Below are 20,344 nucleotides of genomic sequence, written 5' to 3'. Positions count from 1 at the left end.
TAGTGAAATCTTATAAAACTCAGAGAAAACTTTCTCTAACATTCCGTTACCTTTTATTAGTTATCTTAGCTCTCCTTTGGATATTCCCTGTCATATGGATGATTTTAACAAGTTTTGCTAAGAATAATAATACAGGTTTCGTTCAATCTTTATTTCCACAAAACTGGACTTTGGAAAATTATATAGGTATCTTTAATAATTCTCAATATCCTTATGCGCATTGGCTTTTAAATACTTTTATTTTAGCAGTAATATGTGCGGTGGCGAATACTTTTATCACAACAATCATGTCGTACGCACTTTCACGTTTACGTTTTAAATTCAGAAAACCATTTTTACAATTCGCATTAATTATTGGCATGTTCCCAGGAATCATGGGAATGATTGCAATGTATTCAATTCTTAAATCTATTAATATGCTTAATATTTGGGGAATGGCACTGGTCTATGTAGGTGGTTCTGGATTAGGTTTCTACGTGTTCAAGGGTTTCTTAGATACCATCCCTCGCTCTATTGACGAAGCCGCAACAATTGACGGTGCAACTCGCTGGCAAACTTTTATTCATATTACACTTCCTCTTTCTCGTCCAATGATTGTATATACATCTTTAATGGCATTCATCGGACCATGGCTTGATTTCATGTTCTCAAGTTACATCTTAGGTGGTGGAGATCCCAAAATTCGTACAGTGGCCTATGGATTGCAAAATATGATGACAAATTCAAAAGGTTCAAGTGCTACAAACCTCTATCAGTTTATCGCAGGTAGTGTACTGATTGCAGTGCCTATTACAATCTTATTCATAGTTATGCAAAAATTCTACGTCAATGGAATCACAGCTGGTGCAGATAAAGGATAAAAAAGTAAATATTTCATTAACAAGATAAAAAGGGCACTGATAATAATAATTATCGGCGTCCTTTTTATCTCTTCTTTATATTCTAATTATATCCATAAATAAAAATTTTATATGCTATAATTAATCCGTAATGTCACCAAAATTGGAGTATATAAATTTATGAAAAAATTTTTTATTATCATCTTTGCTATTTTTTCTATTGGAATTTTAAGCAGCTGTAAAACTTCAAGTAAAGATAGCGTTAAAACTAATACTAATCCTCAGCAAGCTATTCAAGGAGAATGGATTTCGTATTCCGAAAGTAAAATCAATCTTCCGAAAACAACGAGTGCTGCAGATGCACATAAACTGCTAGATTTAACCGCATCTACCAGTGAAAAAATCAAGTTTGATAAGAAAAAAGTCACACTTGCTACTAATGAATACGACTATAAGCTAGGTCGACAAATTATTATTGGTTCATACAGTTATGATTATAAGTTAGAACATGGTCAGGATATTTTAAAATTTGATACGACGAGTTCAGATATTGGTGGAAATGTTTATTATCGAGTAGGAAGTAAGCTTGAAAAAGAAAAGACCAAAGAAATTAACGACAAAGAAGCCAAAGAGAAAAAATCAGTGACTCATTTGAATGAAGTTTGGAAAGCAAAAACAGACATCATTGAAAAATCACTCAAGGAAGCAATGATTGGAACATGGTCAGGCCACTTTAAGGCAGTAGCAACTACTGGACAAGGTGTGGCTTGGGCGCCCGGAATGCAAACATTAACTTTCGATGGTGGAACTAATCTTTCATTTCACGCCTCTTCTGATTCTTTGACAAATTTTGACCAGAAAGTAATTCACAACGCTTATGCTTCTTATCAACCTAATGGAATTTTAGGATTAGAACCTTCAGATCATATTCCAGTAGATCCTAAGAAACTTTTAAATATCATTAAAGACCTCACCGCCGAACAAATGTTTAGCCGTATCAAATATATTGCTTTTTCCTATGATGTAACAACTGATACTGGCACGATTTCTCAAAGCTTTTCCCCTTCCGAACTTTCATATAAAAACGGAAAATTATCATTTGATACTGCCTTACTCATCACACAATGTGGTGATGAAGGGGTTCAAATTTCTGGAGATGTTTCTAAAACGGAGTAAAAAAATTGAAAAATAAAATTATCGTAGTAGCTATACTAATAACAACTTTTTTCTCTCTTTCAGCATGTAGCAAACTAACAAAGTCAGAAAGTACACTAATAAAGGGTCAGTGGGAACTCTTACAAGGACCCATACAAGTAAAAAGTAATCTCAAATTATTAGATTTTCCCAATAAGAGTACTTCTATCGTTAATTTCACTAAAGAAAAAAATTATCACTTTAATGAAAAGAAACATGAATTAAGTTATCTCAACTCCTACAAATATCAAACATCTTTTGATATTTCGGGAAACATTTTGACACTAACCAATAAAAAGCAAAAGATGATCTACTATCGGAAAAATTCCGTTCAGTATAAAAAAGCAATAACTCCAATTAAAAATAATATGAATTCAGTTAATGAAGTATGGAAAGCTCAAAACCAATCTTTTTTGAAAGATTATGAAGAGGCTATTGCAGGAGACTGGTCGAATGCCAAAGGAAATGCCCAAGTTAATTTAAATCATGATTCTCCGGATCCTGATGCAACTCTAACCATCTCCACACCTAAATTTCTCTTCTTTGATATTTCCTTTACTGGAGGTGCTCGGGATAAAACGATGTCGGTCAACTTTAAAGACAAAAATATCTCTGATGCTGCAATAAAACTTATATATTCCGATTTTGACACTCTTTTAGGTCTTGGATGGAATGCCTCAGAAAATTTAAACGGAACAAAAGAAAAAATAAAAAAAATAACTTTCAGAGATTTATTTATGGACTTGGAAGAAGTGACCTTAGCATATAGCATTCCCGACTCAACATTAAGTCAAGAGATTACTGTTTCTGCCTATAGAGCTACAGTTTCATCAAATATCACTCATTTTGATGAGTGCACTATCACAACAAAAGACAGCTCCACAGATCACGAATTTAAAGCTTATTTAAGCCCCGTAGAAACCACAAATTAATATGAATCTATTTTCCCTGAAACTACTTCTAATCCCTATTCTAGTTTTATCACCACTTGTCTTATTGTTAATTGAAAAATTAACTAAAAAAAAATATATTACCGCTAAAAATATCTCAGAAGACGTAATTAAGGCTGACGAGATTGAAGCTCTTGTTTTAGCTGTTCTTAGCTCATGGAATCAGTCAAAACTATATCAAAACAGTCAATTTTACAGTAAAAATTTACTAAAAAAACAGGACAAACATATTGTTCACAATGATATGTATGGAAAAAAAGAATCCATTTTTGATATTCAGATTGAAGGAATAAACAACCTACACCAATTCAAGAATAAAATTACTGCGGAAATTTCCCTTAAAGCGAAATATTCTCTATCTTTTGATGAAAATGATAGCCTTATGTACCTTGTCACCTCAAGGTCAATGTCCAGATATAATGAAATGCTAAAAGATCTCCTGCCTGATAAACAAACATATCAAAAAGACGTACAAAAGTGGGAATTTGTTATTGAAGAAAATCTCTTTAAAGTGAATAAATTCTCATCAAATCTGAAATAAAAAAAGCCCTCTTAAGAATGGCTCTTTTTATTTTAGAAAAGTGAAAGAACATCTGAATAGTGAGTAGCAATCATATAAAAACTCACAGCAGCTATTGACCAAGCCCAGACGATGTGTCCAAAAAATTCTGAAAAGTGTTCTGAAAAAGGTTGCTTCCAAGGTTGTGGTACCGTTCTATTAATAGGCATTAACAGAATATGCCATAAAAACCAGATAATAATACCATAAAGAGCCCCCTCGCCTAAGCTTATACCACTCCATATTTGTGATAAGACAACAAAAATAAATGAAAAAACAATTGAAAAACTGAAATGAAGAATCAAGGCAAACCAATACACTTTTTGGTCTTTAGAATACAAAAAGTAAGCATGAGTAATTTTTTGGGGAAAGCCAATTTGTTGCATAAGTTTTTGAGGAGGGTTTGTTTCATCTCGCTCTTTTGTACGAGGAGGAAGAATGGCTTCCCAACCAATTTTTACCATTCCAGAAATTAGTCCAGAAACAATACCAATCCATAAGCAAGGCAATAAAATTCCCAAAAACCAATCCAACGATATATTTTTTACCATTTCAAAATCTCCTTATAATATATAAAATAAAAACTACTCTTATTTTATAAAAAATTTATTATAAAGTGTATTGAATTGTTTGCTCATTAAAAATAAAGATTTATTATCATTAAAGCGAAAGCCAACTTCCACGTTGACCTCTTTCAATAAATTGTTGCGACAACTGAAGATAAAACCTCACAACTTCACTAGATAATTCCTGTTTTCTAGCAAGAGGCGCTAGAGAGTGTTGAAGATCGTTGATTACCTTCGGAGTATAATTTCCCTTTTCTAAATTATTCTTACTCTTCACTAAAACTTCACGTTCTTTGCTATTCAATGTTTTACTAAGAATTAAATCATAAAGTTCTTCTAAGATTTCTGCTTCACTCGCTTTTTTGACCATTTATTCACTCCTTTAACCTTTCAGATAGCTTATTTTATAATTTTCTGATAATATAGTCAATTTCTTCCGAATCTATTTTATTTATTTCTAAATCTTTAGTCAATACTCTCTCTAGTATTTTAGTCATTTTTAAATTAGAATAGATATATAAATAGATTTTGTGTCAAAAAAATCTATAATACTTTATCAAAAAATATTCATTAACCACTAAATAAGAAAGATGATATCAATGGATCAAAAAACTAAAATTATAAATTTCACCGCTCGTACTTTTCGTGTTTTAGTAGCAGTTGTCTTTGGATATACCATTTATGATTTATTTTTCAGAAATATATTAACTCGTAAGATTCATATTTTTTTATATATTGTCACATGGCTAATTTTGTCCTATCTGATTATTCCGAATATCACAAAAATCATCACAAAAATTTATCTACCGGAATACTTTATTGGAAGGTCCAGAACTTCTGATGGTGTATTAGGTGATTCGGTAAATTTATTAATTGACGGTTCAAAAGAAGATATAGAAGCTGCTTTTTTAAAAATGGGTTGGACAAAATCAGATAAAATTACTTTAAGGTCCTCTCTCAAAATTATAAAATCAAGCTTATTACATCAAAGCTATCCCACTGCACCCGTTAGCTCTCTCTTTTTATTTTCTAAAAAACAAGACCTCGCCTTTGAAAAAGAAATTGCTGGCAGTCCTAAACAAAGGCATCATATCAGATTATGGGAAACTCCACAAGATTATTACCTCCCTGGGGGAGTAAAGTCTGATTGGGTCTGTGCCGCTTCTTTAGATATTGGTATTAGATTTTCTTTATTTACAGGACAAATTACTCATCGTATTGATGAGAATATAGATGAAGAAAGAAATCTTATCGCAAATGAACTCATCGATCATGGACTAGTTGAAGAAAGGAAGCTATATACTCATTTCACAAATCCTTATCGAAGTAGAAATGGTGGGGGAGATAAGATATCTACAGATGGTTCTTTAGTTTATTTGAAACTTAAATGAATTTTTCTCATATATCATTACTTAACATAAAATAAAAGAAGAATCTAAATAAGATTCTTCTTTTATTTTATGCACTCTACTAGTTTTACAGCGACTAAATTTTTTTAAAATTATTAAAATTTCGAAAAATAATCAATATTTCCATTTTAAGAAACGTTTTAGTTGACTGACCGTCATCAATAAGCTACTCTAAAGATAATAATAACAAGAAGGAGTTAGTCCATATGAATAAGAAAACCCTTATCTCGTCACTACTAATCACCCTTGCTTTTCTATTTTTAAATGTACAAAAGGTCAGCGCAGCTATCGATTATAATCTTTTTAATTACAATTATCCGGTAAGTGCCTATTATCCTAAATCCTCAGATAAAGCCAATGTTATGGGCAGAATAATCAAAATAAATAATGTTAGAAATGATTATTCAGTTTCCATTCCAATGGATGTTTCTCAAAATTCAGAAGGAAAGCTCAACTATTTTGGGTTGACAACTTCTACAAATGCCTATTTTACACATGATTCTGGAAACTCAATCACTAATGCAGGTTCTCTCACTGGTCCAAATACTTTGGTTGGGCCCGGACTTCAAAATCCTGTCAAATTACCAATTCCCAGTAGCACGATAACTATTGATGGGCAAACTTACTATTTTAACTACTATGTTGTTCAGGTGGTCACAGAAAAAGTGATTAGTCCAATCAATGAGGTTCAAGGAAATAATTATGCTCTGCAACCTTTAGACACACTTTACCAGCAAATGCCAACTTCGCTTGGGCATATTATTCTGATAGCCCTGGTGCTATCATTCATTATAAAACGGAAGATGGTACAGAATTATTAACTTCGCCAACTCTTATTGGTGAATCAGGGGATACTATTCCCTCAGAAGTAAGAGATTTCACGGGATATACTTTAGTATCTGTTCCCGAAGAAGATAGTTTTAAAAAAGCACAATTAACTAACTTGACCTATGTTTATAGGAAAAATCCAGTAGCTGCTGCTACTGTAACCGTAAAATATATTGATACGCAAGGAAATTCTATTTCAGATTCTATCCCACTTTCAGGTAATGTCGACCAAGAATACACTACTGAACAAAAAATTATTTCGGGCTACACTTTTAAAGAAGTTCAAGGAAATAAAAGTGGACTATTTTCAACTACTCCTCAAACCGTTACCTATATCTATACTAAAAATCCAATCGAAATAAAAACTGGAACAGTGACTATTAAGTATGTTGATACAAATGGAAATTCCATTTCTGACGAAATTACAAAATCTGGAAATGTAGGGTCTTTATACACTAGCGAACAAAAGAAAATTTTAGGATATAATTTCAAGGAAATTCAAGGAATTGCGGAGGGACAATTTACAATTGAATCCCAAACTGTAACCTACGTTTATACAAAGATTTCAACTCCTACAATAATCAAAACTTCTGTAATTCCACCTAAAACTTTATCAGTAAAAACCCTACCAAAAGAATCTTTACCCGAAACTGGCGATAAATTTTTTGGCTTCACTTTACTTTCAGGAAGTCTTCTAATTCTTGTTAGCACTACCCTTTATCTATTGAAATCTAGAAAATATAAATAATAAAAAAGAGAAGTTATTAGTAACTTCTTTTTTTATTTTGTTTAAAATAATCTTTTAAATTGACACATCGTATTTTTTAGATATAATAGATTTATGGAAAATGTGGAAACTTTTAAAACCCTATCAAATGAATATCGATTGAAGATTCTTACTTTACTCAAAGAACCAAAAAAACATTTCTACAACGAAACTAAAGTAGATGAAGTTGAAACGGGTGTTTGTGTAGGTGAAATCCAAAAATTACTGAACTTAACTCAGTCTACTACTTCTCATTATTTATCTATGTTAGAAAAAGACAATTTATTAATTGCTACTCGCATTGGTAAATGGACCTATTATCGTCGAAATGAGGAGATGATTTCCGATTTTAAAAATTTCATATTAGAAGAGTTATAATTAACTTTCTTTTTACTTCTTCATATCGATATTTCTCGAATTATAGTTTTAATAATCTACTTTCCAAATATAATAATAACAGGATAAAAATATGCCAAATCAATTAACTGATCATGTTACCTTACGTCATGGGGCAACTTTAAACAACCGTATTGTAATGTCTCCAATGCAAACTCATTCTGGTTTAAAAGGTGGTTTCGCTTCTGATGATACTATTCAATATTACTCTGCCCGTTCACGAGCGGCAGGTATGTTAATTACAGAATTCCATTATGTAAGTGAAAATGGTGGACCAGCATATGTGCCAGGATATCCTGAACAATTAGGAGCTTATTCTGACGCTCATCTTGAAGGACTACGAAAAACTGTACAGGCTCTAAAAAAAGATGGAAATAAAGCTATTCTTCAAATTCATCATGCTGGGCGAGCCGCTGTAGGACGTCATGTTAATGGATTAGATGTGGTGGCTCCTTCTGCTATCGATTTTTCTTTCTTAGATTACCCTGTTCGTGAACTCACAATAACAGAGATTGATGATATTATTCTTGATTTTGGTAAAGCCACAAAACGGGCAATTGATGCAGGCTTTGACGGTGTTGAAATTCATGGTGCCAATCATTATTTAATTCAACAATTTTTCTCAAAACTTTCTAATCTTCGCACAGATAAATGGGGTGGTTCACTGAATAAACGAATGGCCTTTCCGCTAGCTGTTGTTAAAGAAGTCAAAGCAATCGTCGATGAATACGCACCTAAAGGCTTTATCATTGGTTACCGTATTTCTCCTGAAGAACTTCATGGAAAAAATGTTGGCTATGATTATACAGAAGCTCTAACACTTATCTCTGAAGTAATTAAATATGAACTTGATTATATCCATCTTTCATTATGGGCAGGATACAATTCTAAACCTGAAAATAGCGAAAAATCTTATGCTGAACTTTTTAAGGAAATTTTAGATGATAAAACAAAACTTCTTATTGTCGGTGGTATTTTTGGGGAGGATACAGCGACTGATGCGATTGAAAACTATGCTGATTTAATTGCCGTTGCTCGTGGAACTTTGATTGATCCCAACTTTGCTAAAAAAGTTACTGAAGGAAAAGGGGACACAATTCTTCATAAGATTAGTCCGGAAACAGTTGAGTATTCTCACTTAACTCCTGGATTACTTGAAGCCTTCAGCCGTGAAGATTCTCTTGGATTACCTCCTTTACCCGGAGGCGAAACTATTAGACACTTGCATACAGGAAAGTATGATATCTAGTTTTTTGATGACTAATATATATTAAAAGCTATTGTAACTTTACAGTAGTTTTTTCTTTTAAAATAAAAAAGTTCCTGACTTAACAGGAACTTTATTTGGAACTCCAATATCCGAGAAGCTCCGTAGAATTTGCTTTTGTACCCCAACGCTAAGAGGTACTTTTATATTATATCCTAGATAGAAAGGTGATTACAAATCATACTGTCGCTTTACAAAAAAATTTTAACAAGCTCTATTATTTAGGCCAATTTTCCTTAAAAAAAGGTTGCTAGAATTCTTTCTTCCTAGTAACCTTTTAATGATATTTTTAATCAATCAGGAACAATCCGTGTTCCTGCTCCACTTTTGACAAAGTTTTCCACATTTTCAAGTGAAGTAATCGTGGCATGCTTACCAGTATTTTCGACAAAAGCAACAGCTGCTGCCACTTTTGGTTTCATAGAACCTGCCGCAAAATAACCTTCTTCTAGATATTGACGCATTTCGCTAACTGGTACAACTCCTAGAGCTTTTTGATTGGGTTTACCAAAATTTAAAAAGACATCACCGACAGAGGTAAAAATAACTAGTTCATCAGCATCAACAAGTTCTGCTAATTTTGCTGCCGTAAAATCTTTATCAATTACTGCTTCGACTCCTTGATATCCCTTATTTTTTTCAATAACAGGAATTCCTCCGCCACCAGATACTGTAACCAAAGCTGATGATTCTAACAATGGTTTAATTGCGTTAGCCTCAACAATTTTGAGAGGTAATGGTGAGGGGACTACTCTTCGGTAACCTCGTCCAGAATCCTCAATCAATTTCCAATCAGGATATTGAGTCTGAATATTTTTAGCCTCTTCTTGGCTATAAAAAGGTCCAATAGGTTTTGTCGGATTTTTAAAAGCCTCATCATTAGCATCAACTACTGTTCTTGTCACTATAGAAACAAATGGAACATCAGACATTCCATTATTAGCAAGAGCTTCTGTAAAAGCTTGTGCCATCCAATAACCGATTTGCCCTTGAGTCATAGCAACAGCTGTATCAAGTGGCATTGCTGGATTTTTAACTGAATTACTTTCAAGTTGTTGCAAAAGTAAATTACCAACTTGGGGTCCATTTCCATGAGTGACGACCATTTCAACATCATTGTCTTTTATTAAAGGCATTAATTGTTCGGCAGTCTTATTAAGTGCCATAGATTGTGCTTGCGCTGTAGGGTCGCTAGTTAAAATAGCATTCCCCCCTAGAGCAACTACAATACGTTTTGCCATTTTCTGTTAAATCCTCTCTACTCCTTATTTGGCTTTAGGTTGTTGTTGAGTAATACAATGGATATTTCCTCCACCATAAACTACTTCAACAGTGTTCACGCCAACTATTTCGCGGTCTGGAAACATCTCTTGAACTTGTTTTAGTGCTAGAGCATCATTTTCATCACCGTATTGTGGTACGATAACTCCTTTGTTTGTAATCAAAAAATTCATATATGAAGCAATACAAATATCTCCATCTTCACGTGGCATTGTTCCTTCAACTGTATCAATTCTAAATTGTTTTTTAATCGTTACATTTTTAGCTGGACAAGTCAATTTATGAACCTTGAGTTGACGTCCTTTAGCATCTGTCATTTGGTTCAAGCGTTTATAAGCATCTTGTGCTGCTTCATAAAAAGGTGACTTCTCATCCTCAGTATAAATGCATGCAACTTCCCCTGGCGCTACGAAGCAAGCAACATCATCCACGTGACCGTTTGTTTCTTCTGGGTCAATTCCATCCCCAAGCCAAAGAATTTTTTCAGCATTCAAATGTTCTTTAAGTTTATTTTCAATGTCCTCTTTGCTCATGTGAGGATTGCGTCCTTCAGATAAAAGGCACATTTCAGTAGTCAAAACTGTTCCTTGACCGTCAACATGGAATGAACCTCCTTCAAGAACAAAATCATCTGTCCGATAAGAGTCAACACGTTCTAATTCACAAACTTTTTGTGCCACTAGATCATCTTGATCCCAAGGAAAATATAGACCATCAACAAGTCCACCCCAAGCGTTAAAAGTCCAGTCATTTGCTCGAAGTTCGCCCTTATCATTAATTACAAAACTTGGCCCACAGTCACGAACCCAAGAGTCGTTGTTAGAAACTTCAAGCACACGCACATCAGCGGGTAATTGATAACGAGCATTTTGATATTGGGATTGTGAAACTAACATTGTTACTGGTGTAAATCTACTAATTGCTTTAGCAACATTAGTAAAGGCAATCTGAACAGGTTTTGCTCCATCACGCCAGTTATCTGGACGTTCGGGCCAGATCATAAAAATTTGATCTTGAGCTTCAAATTCACCAGGCATCCGAAAACCATCTTCTTTTGGTGTTGTACCAATAATACGTTTTGCCATTTTTTCTCTCCTATTTTTTTATTTTTTTAAATTTAATAATTAATCGCAAATTGTAAAATGAAGTTAGCCACCTTGAGTCAAGCAAAAAACATCTGAATCTCTTATACTAAAAGTTCGACCAAATAGTATAAAAAGGAAATTCAGATGCAAGACTATTCTATCACAAGCCAGAGCAAAGGGAAACACCTGACCAATCAAGACCGTTTAAACATTGAACGTTGGCACAATAAAGAAGGACTGAGCAACCGTGAGATTGCGCGCTTATTGAATAAAGCTCATGGGACGATTGACAGAGAGATGAAGCGAGGGGAAATCCAGCTCAAGCGGAAGGTAAAATACTCTGCTAAAAAGGCTCAAGAAAATTATGAAGGATTGAGGGCTCACAGTGTTCGTCCGAGTAAACTCACGACTGAGATTGATTGTTATGTGAGTACACGTCTTAAAGAAGACAAGGACTCTTTGGAAGTCATTCATCAGGCTCTAAAAGGAGTTTCTCTGAGCAGCCTCTACAATTGGGTCAACTGGGGCTGGTTAGAAGCCAAGCGTCATCATCTTTTCTATCCGCAGTATAAGGCGGCAAAGAAAATCAAACCTCGTGCGCCAAAGCATCCTTTTGGCAAGTCTATTGAAGAACGGCCTGAGTTCATTAACAATCGCTTAGAAGTGGGGCATTACGAGATTGACACGGTCATTCTTACGAGAGCTAAGAACAAGGTGCTTTTGACGCTCACAGAGCGAAAATACCGCACGGAGATCATTCGCTTGATTGATGGGAAAACAGCACAGGCGGTCAATGATGAGCTGGTGGAACTTCAAAAAAGTTATGACTTCAAATCCATTACCCCTGACAATGGCCATGAATTTGCAAGGCTCTCTGAGGTCGTAAGCTGTCCAGTTTACTATGCACACGCCTACGCGAGCTTTGAGCGAGGGACGAATGAAAACCATAACCGAATGATTCGTAGGCATCTGCCAAAAGGCACAACAAAGACGACCCCTGAAGAAGTCGCCGCTATCGAGTATTGGATGAACCATTATCCAAGAAAAATGTTCAACTATAAGAGTTCATATGAGATGAGCTTGGCTGGCTAACTTGGACTTGCAATTTGCGTTTAATAATTAATTCACCAATCACAATAAAAATAATTGCGCCAATTGTAATCGGTAATTGTTCTGTTAATGATGCCTTATCATATTGCAAGGGTATGGCTGTAAAAATTAATGATATGATAATAATAATCATTGGTAAGGCCATATATACTTTCAAGATTCCGTCACTACCACTCACTTTAAATGGACGTGGAGTCTCAGGGTCAATCTTGCGCAATTTATAAAAAGCAGGGAAGACCGGAATATAACTCAATAAAAATAGTACTAAATTTAATGAGAAGAATGACCAGAACAAATCTTGGTTGGGTAATAATGGAGCAATCACAACAATAAATGTCGCTACAATCCCATTCATCAAAGCTGCCCCCCAAGAAATTCCATTAGAAGCACGTCTTTTTGAGAAGAATTTAGGCATATCACCATTATCAGCAGCATAACTAGCAATATTATTGACCCCTTGTGACCAAGAAACCATATTACCCACTAAAGTCAGCATAAACAAGAAAGCAATTAAACTAATGAACCAACCTGTTGGTGTTCCTAGCATCACTTGGAAACTATCTACTAATCCCGAACTTGTCGATAATTTATTGGTTGGAATAGCAACACCGATCCCAAAAGCCGAAAACATATAAATCGCTGCAATTACAATCCCACCAATGATGATTGATTGTGGGATTTGTTTCTTAGGATTTTCCATACTGTCAGCAAAAGTACAAATGACTTCAAACCCCAGTAAGTTAAAAATGATTACTGAGATAAATGATAGACTATGCAAATCAAAACTTGGAAGTAATGATGCTAAAGTATAATGATTTGCTACTCCCTTAGTCAAAGCTGAATAAACTCCTAAGCCTCCTAATGCTAATGCTAAGAATACCTTAATTACTGCGCCTCCATTTAAAATCCAAACGCTATCACTTACTGGATATAAACTAATCAAAACAATAACCCAGATGAAAATTAATTCAATTAATAGTGAAATACCTGTATTTAATTGAAAGCCAAACATTGTATGCAATAAATCAGGACAAAGTACAGCAAGTGAAGCCATCCATAATGGGAAGTTTACCCAATAAAACCATGAAGCACGCGCTCCCCAACGATGACCAAAGGCTTTTGTAATCCAATCATACAGTCCACCCTCACCAGTATAAGTTGTTCCAAGTTCAGATGTAATTAGACCATAAGGCAAGAGAAAAGCAACGATGAGAACAATCCACCAAAAGAACTGCGAGTTACCAATAGCAGCAACCGGTGCTGCTGCTTCGGCAACAAAAACAACACAAATGACAGAAAGAATAGCACTAAACAGACTAAATTTTTTCTTTCCATTTTCCATAAATAATACTCTTTCTTATTTGGCTAAGTAAGCCTCTAACTCAGCCTTAGCTTTGGCTTGTGCTTTCAAATCATAAGGATTTTTTTCAGCATAATCAGACATCAACCAAACAAGGAGGGCACGGATTGAAGTCAAGCGATTTTCGGCTTCGTCAAAACAAATTGAGTTTGGACCATCAATAACCGCATCAACAACTTCTTCACCTCTTGAAGCTGGAAGACAATGCATAAATTTTGTATGTGCTCCTGCTTTTGCCATCATCTCAGGTGTCACTTGATATTTAGGGAAGAAAATCGCTAGACGTTCTTCTTCTGATAGTTCTGCATCATACAAACCGTACCAAACATCTGTATAAAGGAAATCTGCACCGACAATTGATTCTTCATCGTCTGTTACTTCATAAGTACCACCAGAAACCTCACAATTTGCAGCTAATTTTGCTTGATGTTCTTCATTAAGTTGGTAGCCTTTAGGGCCAAAATGAACAAAGTGCATTCCCATTTTAGTTGCGATTAAACCTAATGAGAAACAAACTTGAGTCGCATCACCGACAAAGACAACTTTACAATCTTCTAATTTTTTACCAGCTGGTAAATGTTCAATCATTGTAGTCAAATCACCGACTTCTTGTGTTGGGTGATTATAGTCTGACATCCCGTTAAGAACTGGAATGGTTGTATGTTTTGCAAGGTTATTAACTGATTCATGACGATCAACACGCGCCATGATGATATCAAGCAATCTAGAAAGAACTGTGCTTGTATCTTCTATTGTTTCATGACCACCGAGTTGAATTTGACCAGGTGCTAAATATTCTGCATGTCCTCCTAATTGAGTCATAGCTGTTTCAAAGGAAACACGAGTACGAGTTGATGTTTGTTGGAAAATCATTCCTAGTGATTTGTTTTTAAGAAGTGGTGGATAGTAGCCATTTTTAATCGCTGCTTTGATTTTTAAGCCCAGTGTTACAATATCAAGAATTTCTTCTTTAGTGTAATCTTCTGTTGTGATGAAATCACGTTTGTTTGTTGTTACCATTTCTTTATTCCTCCTGAATAAAATAGTTATTTGACTTCCCTCTTGGGAACGATTTCAGTATATCAAGAGCAAAAATATAAAACAATCAACTCTAGGATTTAATCTTTTAAAAAAGCCGAAAACCCTTTGATAACAAAGGGTTAAGTAAAAAGGTTTAGTAAGGTTTAGAACTATTTTAACCGCTTTCTTAATCAAAATAAAAATAAACTCCATTAAAAAATGGAGTTTTAGGATTATTGAGTAAGCTCTGATTTTTCAAACGCTTCCCAGACTTCGCAAACTTCTGAACGTTTTTCAACTTGGAGTTTTATAAAAATATTGTGAGTGTGGGTTTTGACTGTTCCTAGAGAAAGATATAATTGATTGGCTATTTCTTGATTGTGTTTACGTTGAAGGAGAAGTTCAAGAATTTCTCCTTCCCGTTGAGTGATTCCATATTTATCCATAAATCTTTCAAAGTAATATTCATCTTCTTCAAAATTACTTACAGAATCATTAGTCTCTTTTTTTTCATTTCTAATATCAATGACCGCTACTTCTTCGTTGCTTTTTTGATAATTGGTTAGAAAATATTTAATGGCAATAAGGCAAAGTGAGATATGAAAAATATCTTCTGAAACATTTCTATTATGGATTTTAAGCATATTTGTATGATAAATATCTCTAAAATAAATAATAAAAGTATCTTCTACCACTATAGCTAATCCAAAAAATATTGCTAGGCTTCCAATTAATTTTACATATTTTCCTAAACTGCTTTTAGGAATCATTTTTCGATTATGAATTAATAAATAAATTCCAAGATAGACCGTTAGTAATTGGCTTGGAAAATAATAGAGCCAGACCTTTAGCGCTGAATTTGCCATAAAAGGAACAACAATAAGCCATAAAGCAAAAACAATATAAATACCATATTGATAAGTTGTTATTTTTTCTTCAAATAATTCGGTTACTAATTTTAAGGCAATACCAAAAGTTGCCAAATAATAAATGGTTTCAATGATTGGATTAACCATAAATTGCCGATTATAGTCATTTGCAAATATTTGAAAGGTTTCGGACATGGTCACTATTAAACCGTTTAAAATAAGAAGCAAAAAATAAAGACTTACCAATAAATAATTTTTTTCTCGCTCTTTTAGATACAAGCTTAGAGAAAGTGACATCACGACTGTGTATAAAATTGTCAAAAAAGTAGTATAAATATAATTAAACATCATTGGATTAGACCTACTTATCTTATTATCATACTCATATCATATCATAAAAATACAAATTTATAATTTATTTATAAGCCATTAATCAATAACTAAAGAAAAAAATTGTCATCATTTTTTTCATATGAATATTTAAAATTAAAAATTACTAACAAAACTGTTAGTAATTTTCTCTTTATTGACCAAGAAGTTCTTGGGCTTTCGCTTTGTATTTTGTCATATCAATTGAAAGTCCTAGACCTCCATACATATCATAGGCATTCTCCCAGTCATTGTTAGCTGGAATTGTTGTTGATTTTATACCATTTTTCATATCCAGAAGAGCTGTAATTCCTTTAGTTAAGAAAAATGAATTTGGAATATTCGTCATTGTAACTGCTCTTGTTGTTCCCAACGCACTTGAAGCAGTAAACAATGAGAGTGGATTTTTCATTTTAGACATTACTGTTTCTAAAACTTGTTGTTGACGTTTTACTCGTCCATAATCTCCCTCATCATCATGACGGAATCGGGCATAATTCAAGAGCATTCGTCCATCCATTTTTTGAGTTCCTGGTTTAATCATCATAAATGTTCCACCACCATCAGGATAACCTAAAGCGGCTGCTTCTTCAGCTGTCAAGTCTTTGTCACTTGAAACTTTTCCTTCTGTTGCAGCTAAATCATCGGGAACAGGTACGGCAGAAAGATTCTCACCATTCACAGTCGAAAATTTTGCATCAATTTTTAGGCCAGTTGGGAACAAAGAATCAATAATCGTTGCAAAACTTGAAAAATCGACGACTGCATAATATTGACAATTAATGCCAAAGTTATTTTTCAGTGTCTCACTCATCAAATTCACACCCTGTTTATTGTATTGTTCTCCAATTGTAAAGGCAGAATTTATTTTTGAGTCTGGAGTATCACTTGAGCCGACATCAGGAATATTGACAAGGGTATCACGCATAAAGCTCACGATTTGTGTTTGATGGTTCTTGCCATTGACATGTAAAACCATAATAGTATCGGTATGAGCAACACCTGATGATTGCCATGGTCTTTGGTCTGCTCCTAACAAAAGAATATTTACAGAACCGTCCGAATTTTTTAAACTTGTGAACTTTTCTTGTTTAGCGACGCTTCCCTCATGTTTAACGCCCCTTTGATATCCATAAACAAAGAAACCAATCATGACCGCAATGATCACAACAATAATTGTTAATATTGTTCTTAACCAGTGACGTTTTTTCTTCTTGCCAGATTTAGCTTTTTTAGAAGATTTACTTTCTTTTTTTGATGGTTTATTTCTGTTGTTTTCTTGATTTGAAAAACTTTCTCGCGTATTTCTTCGACTAGCATTTCTACCATTAGAAGAGGAAGTATTTTTTTGAAAGCTTTCTGGTTCATAATCGGAATATTCATATTCTGGCTCGACGTATTCTTCAAATTCCTCGGATTCTTCGGGTTCAGATTGATTTCCAGCTTTTTTTAGTTCATTGAGTAAGTCATAGTACTCTTGACGCTCTCGGATTGTGAGATAATTGATGTTATGTCTCAAATATTCTAAGCGTTTATACTTTTTTTCATTCATTGTCATATTATTATATCAAAGTTTGATAATTCCTGCAAAATCTTACCAATCTTTAGAATATCTAATAATTAAAAAGAACTCATTTACATGAGTTCTTTAGCTTTGTCTTCAATAAATTGAACAATTTCATTAATTGTTTTTCCAGTACTATCAAGTAATATCGCATCTTCTGCTTGTTTCAAAGGAGAAATTGCTCGTGTGCTATCTTTGCGGTCTCTTTCCGAAATTTCAATTTTCAAACGCTCAAGATCGGTTGGAATTCCTTTAGACAAATTTTCTTTATAACGTCTTTCAGCTCGTTCATCAACTGAAGCGACAAGGAAAATTTTCAAATCTGCCTTCGGTAAAACAACTGTTCCAATATCACGTCCATCCATGATAATTCCACCATTTTTAGCAATTCTTTGTTGTTCTGCAACCATGAATTCACGAATTTCGGTCATAGCTGAGATTTTAGAAACAGTATTTGTAACTTCATTTGTTCTAATCACTTCTGTAACATTCTCTGAGCCCATTAAAACTTCTTGACCTTTTTGACCATTCATAAAAGAAATTGGATTTTTTTCAATAAATTCAATGATTTCTTTTGCATCATCTGTTTCCTTTTGCAAGGCAACAAAAGTAGCTACACGATACATAGCGCCCGTGTCCAAATAAATTAAGTCAAGATTTCGTGCAATAATTTTAGCAACTGTTGATTTTCCACTTGACGCTGGACCGTCAATTGCAATTTGAATCTTTTTCATAGAATCTCTTTATTTACCTTATTTCCTATTTTAGTTCAATTTTACTGACAGAATTATGTAAAAAGGTCTGTCAGTGATTTTTTATTTTAATTTTAAAACTTGTCCAGCATGAATAGCTGATCCATCAGCATTATATCCATCAGCTGTAATTCCATTCAAACTAGCAATCGTTTCCCAAGGAATTCCTGTCTTAGCTGCAATCGTACTTGGATAATCTCCGGTAGCAATTGTATAAGTTGTTCCAGACTCAACGCTACTGCTAGATGATGAGGCAACTGTGCTGCTGCTACTAGCAGGTGGAGTCGCTTCTGTTGAGGAAGAGGCCGCGGCTTGACTGGTTGATTCTTCGGTTTTAACTACTGATGAAGATTGATGAAAACTTTTTGCGATACTAGCTGTATTTTGTACTTGGTTATTCCATAAAATAAAGCCAATAGCTAGCCCAACAAGAATAAACATGAGGATAACGAGAAAAGTCAAAAAACGCGTCGTTAACGGACGTTTACTTTCATCTCTACCTCTATCATGTCTCTTCATTTCAGTCGATTCTTCTTTCATCGCACGATAAATTTCATTATTCCAGGGTTCTTTTGTTGACACGACCTTTTCCTTTCAATTTTACTATTTTTTTATTATCATTTCCTATATGAAGATAAAAATAATTCCCGACAAATGTATCGCATGTGGTTTATGTAATCTCCATGCGCCAGAAGTTTTTGATTATCACGATAATGGAATCGTCAAATTTTATGATACGGAGGAAGTTCAAAAAGAATTTTCCGATGATAATTCACTTCTTTTAGCTATAAAATCCTGTCCTACAGGAGCACTTAAAATCGAGAGAGATTAGTGTATTATTTTATCAACTACTATTCTACCATAAGTTTTTCGATTCCTGTTACTTTTCAAAAAGATTTATCTTACTTTGATAATCTTTTTTTATTTACGACCCAAAAAATGCTTTATAAAGCTATCTATACAAATTATTTATAAAGGGTTTCCATTCCTTAAAAAACAAGTGTAATATTTTTATGAAAACATTTGCAAATATTGATTTGAAGTAGTATAATAACTAAGTAATAATTTTTATTATAATCTTATATAGGAGGTTACTCACATTGAGTATCGGAATTGTTATTGCGAGCCATGGTGAATTCGCCGCAGGCATCAAACAATCTGGTTCTATGATTTTCGGAGAGCAAGAAAAAGTACAAGTTGTTACTTTTATGCCTAGCGAAGGACCAACTGATTTGCATGCTAAAATCGAAGCTGCCATCGCAACATTTGATGCTGAAGATGAAGTACTTGTCCTTGCTGACTTATGGAGCGGTTCTCCATTTAATCAAGCAAGTGCAGTGATGGGTGAAAATCCAGAGCGCAAGATTGCTATCATCACAGGCCTCAACCTGCCTATGCTTATCCAAGCCTACACAGAACGCATGATGGATGCGTCTGCCGGGGTGGATAAAGTCGTAGCAAATATTATGAAAGAAGCCAAAGGCGGTATTAAAGTACTACCTGAAGAACTTCAACCTGCTGAAGAAACTGCTGTTGCAGCTGCTCCGGCTGCTGTTCAAGGTGCGATTCCTGAAGGAACAGTCATCGGTGATGGTAAAATTAAAATTAACCTCGCTCGTATTGACTCACGTTTGCTTCACGGACAAGTTGCAACTGCTTGGACTCCAGACTCAAGAGCAAACCGCATCATCGTTGTTTCTGACACCGTTTCTAAAGATGAACTTCGTAAGAAGCTCATTGAACAAGCGGCTCCAACTGGTGTAAAAGCTAACGTTATACCAATTAAGAAAATGATTGAAGTTGCTAAAGACCCACGTTTTGGTGACACTAAAGCCCTTCTTCTTTTCGAAACTCCACAAGACGCTCTTGCAACAATCGAAGGTGGCGTACCAATTGAAACATTGAACGTTGGTTCTATGGCTCACTCAACTGGTAAAACAATGCTCAACAAAGTTCTTTCTATGGACAAAGATGACGTTGCTACTTTTGAAAAATTGCGTGACCTCGGAGTTAAATTCGACGTACGTAAAGTTCCAGCTGACTCTAAATCTGACCTCTTTGGTTTGATTAACAAAGCTGACGTACAATAATCAGAATATGCTCGTCTGATATTCTGATTACTAAAATTGAATATTAGGCAGCCAAATAATTAAGGAGATA

At 34.4% G+C, this 20,344-nt stretch carries 22 protein-coding genes and 1 pseudogene; 13 read left to right on the top strand and 10 right to left on the bottom strand.

All coding sequences use genetic code 11. The features are described from left to right. The first annotated feature begins 2 nt into the window (after window positions 1–2). The 4 genes from MHB61_RS00780 to MHB61_RS00765 all read left to right on the top strand — a co-directional run bounded on the left by MHB61_RS00780 (window position 3) and on the right by MHB61_RS00765 (window position 3,524). On the top strand, window positions 3–860 hold the full coding sequence (locus tag MHB61_RS00780) for a sugar ABC transporter permease (RefSeq protein ID WP_003130377.1): 858 nt from the start codon (window positions 3–5) through the stop codon (window positions 858–860). Window positions 861–1,019: 159 nt separating this feature from the next. Then, window positions 1,020–2,015, top strand: a complete 996-nt coding sequence (locus MHB61_RS00775) for a hypothetical protein (RefSeq protein ID WP_003130379.1) — start codon at window positions 1,020–1,022, stop codon at window positions 2,013–2,015. 5 nt (window positions 2,016–2,020) lie between these two features. Continuing rightward, window positions 2,021–2,965 carry a hypothetical protein gene (locus MHB61_RS00770; protein ID WP_137016672.1) on the top strand — a complete coding sequence of 315 codons (945 nt, stop codon included), beginning with the start codon at window positions 2,021–2,023 and terminating at the stop codon, window positions 2,963–2,965. A gap of 1 nt (window position 2,966) precedes the next feature. Then, window positions 2,967–3,524, top strand: a complete 558-nt coding sequence (locus MHB61_RS00765) for a hypothetical protein (protein ID WP_003130382.1) — start codon at window positions 2,967–2,969, stop codon at window positions 3,522–3,524. Window positions 3,525–3,556: 32 nt separating this feature from the next. Here the strand turns inward: MHB61_RS00765 and MHB61_RS00760 are convergent, their stop codons facing one another. Together MHB61_RS00760 and MHB61_RS00755 are read right to left on the bottom strand one after the other, a co-directional pair. Next, window positions 3,557–4,093, bottom strand: coding sequence for a YagU family protein (locus tag MHB61_RS00760; RefSeq protein WP_010906096.1), 537 nt, complete (start codon window positions 4,091–4,093; stop codon window positions 3,557–3,559). A gap of 109 nt (window positions 4,094–4,202) precedes the next feature. Beyond that, complete coding sequence (locus tag MHB61_RS00755; protein WP_003130384.1) at window positions 4,203–4,478, bottom strand: bacteriocin immunity protein; 276 nt, start codon at window positions 4,476–4,478, stop codon at window positions 4,203–4,205. Window positions 4,479–4,698: 220 nt separating this feature from the next. Between MHB61_RS00755 and MHB61_RS00750 the strand changes: the two genes are divergently transcribed. The 6 genes and pseudogenes from MHB61_RS00750 (at window position 4,699) to MHB61_RS00730 (ending at window position 8,756) form a co-directional block, all read left to right on the top strand. Next, complete coding sequence (locus MHB61_RS00750) at window positions 4,699–5,499, top strand: LssY C-terminal domain-containing protein (protein WP_014570676.1); 801 nt, start codon at window positions 4,699–4,701, stop codon at window positions 5,497–5,499. Between the two features lie 224 nt (window positions 5,500–5,723). Further along, complete coding sequence (locus MHB61_RS00745) at window positions 5,724–6,338, top strand: hypothetical protein (RefSeq protein WP_010906098.1); 615 nt, start codon at window positions 5,724–5,726, stop codon at window positions 6,336–6,338. Continuing rightward, window positions 6,299–6,418, top strand: a pseudogene (locus tag MHB61_RS13795) (MucBP domain-containing protein); the annotation flags it as partial. The gene MHB61_RS00745 and the pseudogene MHB61_RS13795, both read left to right, overlap by 40 nt. Window positions 6,419–6,460: 42 nt before the next feature. Further along, complete coding sequence (locus MHB61_RS00740; RefSeq protein WP_003130387.1) at window positions 6,461–7,093, top strand: MucBP domain-containing protein; 633 nt, start codon at window positions 6,461–6,463, stop codon at window positions 7,091–7,093. A gap of 93 nt (window positions 7,094–7,186) precedes the next feature. Then, the gene (locus MHB61_RS00735; RefSeq protein WP_003130388.1) at window positions 7,187–7,489 is read left to right on the top strand and encodes an ArsR/SmtB family transcription factor; all 303 of its coding nucleotides are present in this window, start codon (window positions 7,187–7,189) and stop codon (window positions 7,487–7,489) included. A gap of 91 nt (window positions 7,490–7,580) precedes the next feature. After that, entirely contained in the window at window positions 7,581–8,756 is a 1,176-nt protein-coding gene (locus MHB61_RS00730; protein WP_003130389.1) for an NADH-dependent flavin oxidoreductase, read from the top strand. 311 nt (window positions 8,757–9,067) lie between these two features. Here the strand turns inward: MHB61_RS00730 and arcC are convergent, their stop codons facing one another. Further along, window positions 9,068–10,015: a carbamate kinase gene (gene arcC / locus MHB61_RS00725; RefSeq protein WP_003130390.1), complete on the bottom strand. Its 948-nt coding sequence runs from the start codon at window positions 10,013–10,015 to the stop codon at window positions 9,068–9,070. A 24-nt stretch (window positions 10,016–10,039) separates the two neighbouring features. Further along, window positions 10,040–11,140, bottom strand: a complete 1,101-nt coding sequence (gene aguA / locus MHB61_RS00720) for an agmatine deiminase (RefSeq protein WP_003130391.1) — start codon at window positions 11,138–11,140, stop codon at window positions 10,040–10,042. Window positions 11,141–11,284: 144 nt separating this feature from the next. Here aguA and MHB61_RS00715 point away from each other — a divergent pair, with 144 nt between their 5' ends. Next, window positions 11,285–12,232 (top strand): IS30 family transposase, encoded by a 948-nt coding sequence (locus tag MHB61_RS00715; RefSeq protein WP_003130410.1) that lies wholly within the window; start codon window positions 11,285–11,287, stop codon window positions 12,230–12,232. Here MHB61_RS00715 and MHB61_RS00710 read toward each other — a convergent pair. The 6 genes from MHB61_RS00710 to MHB61_RS00685 form a co-directional block, all read right to left on the bottom strand. Next, a complete protein-coding gene (locus tag MHB61_RS00710) occupies window positions 12,192–13,592 on the bottom strand; it encodes an APC family permease (protein ID WP_058221844.1) in 1,401 nt (466 codons plus the stop codon). The genes MHB61_RS00715 and MHB61_RS00710 overlap by 41 nt on opposite strands. Before the next feature lie 15 nt (window positions 13,593–13,607). Continuing rightward, window positions 13,608–14,630 carry a putrescine carbamoyltransferase gene (ptcA, locus tag MHB61_RS00705; protein WP_003130905.1) on the bottom strand — a complete coding sequence of 341 codons (1,023 nt, stop codon included), beginning with the start codon at window positions 14,628–14,630 and terminating at the stop codon, window positions 13,608–13,610. A gap of 233 nt (window positions 14,631–14,863) precedes the next feature. Next, the gene (locus MHB61_RS00700) at window positions 14,864–15,850 is read right to left on the bottom strand and encodes a LuxR C-terminal-related transcriptional regulator (protein ID WP_014570678.1); all 987 of its coding nucleotides are present in this window, start codon (window positions 15,848–15,850) and stop codon (window positions 14,864–14,866) included. 172 nt (window positions 15,851–16,022) lie between these two features. Next, window positions 16,023–17,426 carry an LCP family protein gene (locus MHB61_RS00695; protein ID WP_003130903.1) on the bottom strand — a complete coding sequence of 468 codons (1,404 nt, stop codon included), beginning with the start codon at window positions 17,424–17,426 and terminating at the stop codon, window positions 16,023–16,025. 77 nt (window positions 17,427–17,503) lie between these two features. Then, the gene (gene cmk / locus MHB61_RS00690) at window positions 17,504–18,166 is read right to left on the bottom strand and encodes a (d)CMP kinase (RefSeq protein WP_003130902.1); all 663 of its coding nucleotides are present in this window, start codon (window positions 18,164–18,166) and stop codon (window positions 17,504–17,506) included. Window positions 18,167–18,247: 81 nt separating this feature from the next. Beyond that, window positions 18,248–18,766 carry an SAG1386/EF1546 family surface-associated protein gene (locus tag MHB61_RS00685; protein ID WP_003130901.1) on the bottom strand — a complete coding sequence of 173 codons (519 nt, stop codon included), beginning with the start codon at window positions 18,764–18,766 and terminating at the stop codon, window positions 18,248–18,250. A gap of 46 nt (window positions 18,767–18,812) precedes the next feature. Here MHB61_RS00685 and MHB61_RS00680 point away from each other — a divergent pair, with 46 nt between their 5' ends. Together MHB61_RS00680 and MHB61_RS00675 are read left to right on the top strand one after the other, a co-directional pair. Next, on the top strand, window positions 18,813–19,016 hold the full coding sequence (locus MHB61_RS00680) for a ferredoxin (protein ID WP_010906103.1): 204 nt from the start codon (window positions 18,813–18,815) through the stop codon (window positions 19,014–19,016). Between the two features lie 268 nt (window positions 19,017–19,284). Beyond that, on the top strand, window positions 19,285–20,274 hold the full coding sequence (locus MHB61_RS00675; RefSeq protein ID WP_003130898.1) for a PTS sugar transporter subunit IIB: 990 nt from the start codon (window positions 19,285–19,287) through the stop codon (window positions 20,272–20,274). The last annotated feature ends 70 nt before the right edge of the window (window positions 20,275–20,344 follow it).

Origin of the sequence: Lactococcus sp. FSL K6-0773, assembly GCF_038006485.1 — a bacterium.
GTDB lineage: Bacteria > Bacillota > Bacilli > Lactobacillales > Streptococcaceae > Lactococcus > Lactococcus lactis.
The sequence above is the reverse complement of the archived record's forward strand: the minus strand, read 5'-3'. Positions and strand labels throughout refer to the sequence as shown.

What these genes read in the sequence shown, in the direction of transcription:
- MHB61_RS00775 (WP_003130379.1), top strand. Translation starts at nt 1,020, where the DNA reads ATGAAAAAATTTTTTATTATCATCTTTGCTATTTTTTCTATTGGAATT.
- MHB61_RS00765 (WP_003130382.1), top strand. Translation starts at nt 2,967, where the DNA reads ATGAATCTATTTTCCCTGAAACTACTTCTAATCCCTATTCTAGTTTTA.
- MHB61_RS00760 (WP_010906096.1), bottom strand. Translation starts at nt 4,093, where the DNA reads ATGGTAAAAAATATATCGTTGGATTGGTTTTTGGGAATTTTATTGCCT.
- MHB61_RS00755 (WP_003130384.1), bottom strand. Translation starts at nt 4,478, where the DNA reads ATGGTCAAAAAAGCGAGTGAAGCAGAAATCTTAGAAGAACTTTATGAT.
- MHB61_RS00750 (WP_014570676.1), top strand. Translation starts at nt 4,699, where the DNA reads ATGATATCAATGGATCAAAAAACTAAAATTATAAATTTCACCGCTCGT.
- MHB61_RS00745 (WP_010906098.1), top strand. Translation starts at nt 5,724, where the DNA reads ATGAATAAGAAAACCCTTATCTCGTCACTACTAATCACCCTTGCTTTT.
- MHB61_RS00735 (WP_003130388.1), top strand. Translation starts at nt 7,187, where the DNA reads ATGGAAAATGTGGAAACTTTTAAAACCCTATCAAATGAATATCGATTG.
- MHB61_RS00730 (WP_003130389.1), top strand. Translation starts at nt 7,581, where the DNA reads ATGCCAAATCAATTAACTGATCATGTTACCTTACGTCATGGGGCAACT.
- arcC (WP_003130390.1), bottom strand. Translation starts at nt 10,015, where the DNA reads ATGGCAAAACGTATTGTAGTTGCTCTAGGGGGGAATGCTATTTTAACT.
- aguA (WP_003130391.1), bottom strand. Translation starts at nt 11,140, where the DNA reads ATGGCAAAACGTATTATTGGTACAACACCAAAAGAAGATGGTTTTCGG.
- MHB61_RS00715 (WP_003130410.1), top strand. Translation starts at nt 11,285, where the DNA reads ATGCAAGACTATTCTATCACAAGCCAGAGCAAAGGGAAACACCTGACC.
- MHB61_RS00710 (WP_058221844.1), bottom strand. Translation starts at nt 13,592, where the DNA reads ATGGAAAATGGAAAGAAAAAATTTAGTCTGTTTAGTGCTATTCTTTCT.
- ptcA (WP_003130905.1), bottom strand. Translation starts at nt 14,630, where the DNA reads ATGGTAACAACAAACAAACGTGATTTCATCACAACAGAAGATTACACT.
- MHB61_RS00700 (WP_014570678.1), bottom strand. Translation starts at nt 15,850, where the DNA reads ATGATGTTTAATTATATTTATACTACTTTTTTGACAATTTTATACACA.
- MHB61_RS00695 (WP_003130903.1), bottom strand. Translation starts at nt 17,426, where the DNA reads ATGACAATGAATGAAAAAAAGTATAAACGCTTAGAATATTTGAGACAT.
- cmk (WP_003130902.1), bottom strand. Translation starts at nt 18,166, where the DNA reads ATGAAAAAGATTCAAATTGCAATTGACGGTCCAGCGTCAAGTGGAAAA.
- MHB61_RS00680 (WP_010906103.1), top strand. Translation starts at nt 18,813, where the DNA reads ATGAAGATAAAAATAATTCCCGACAAATGTATCGCATGTGGTTTATGT.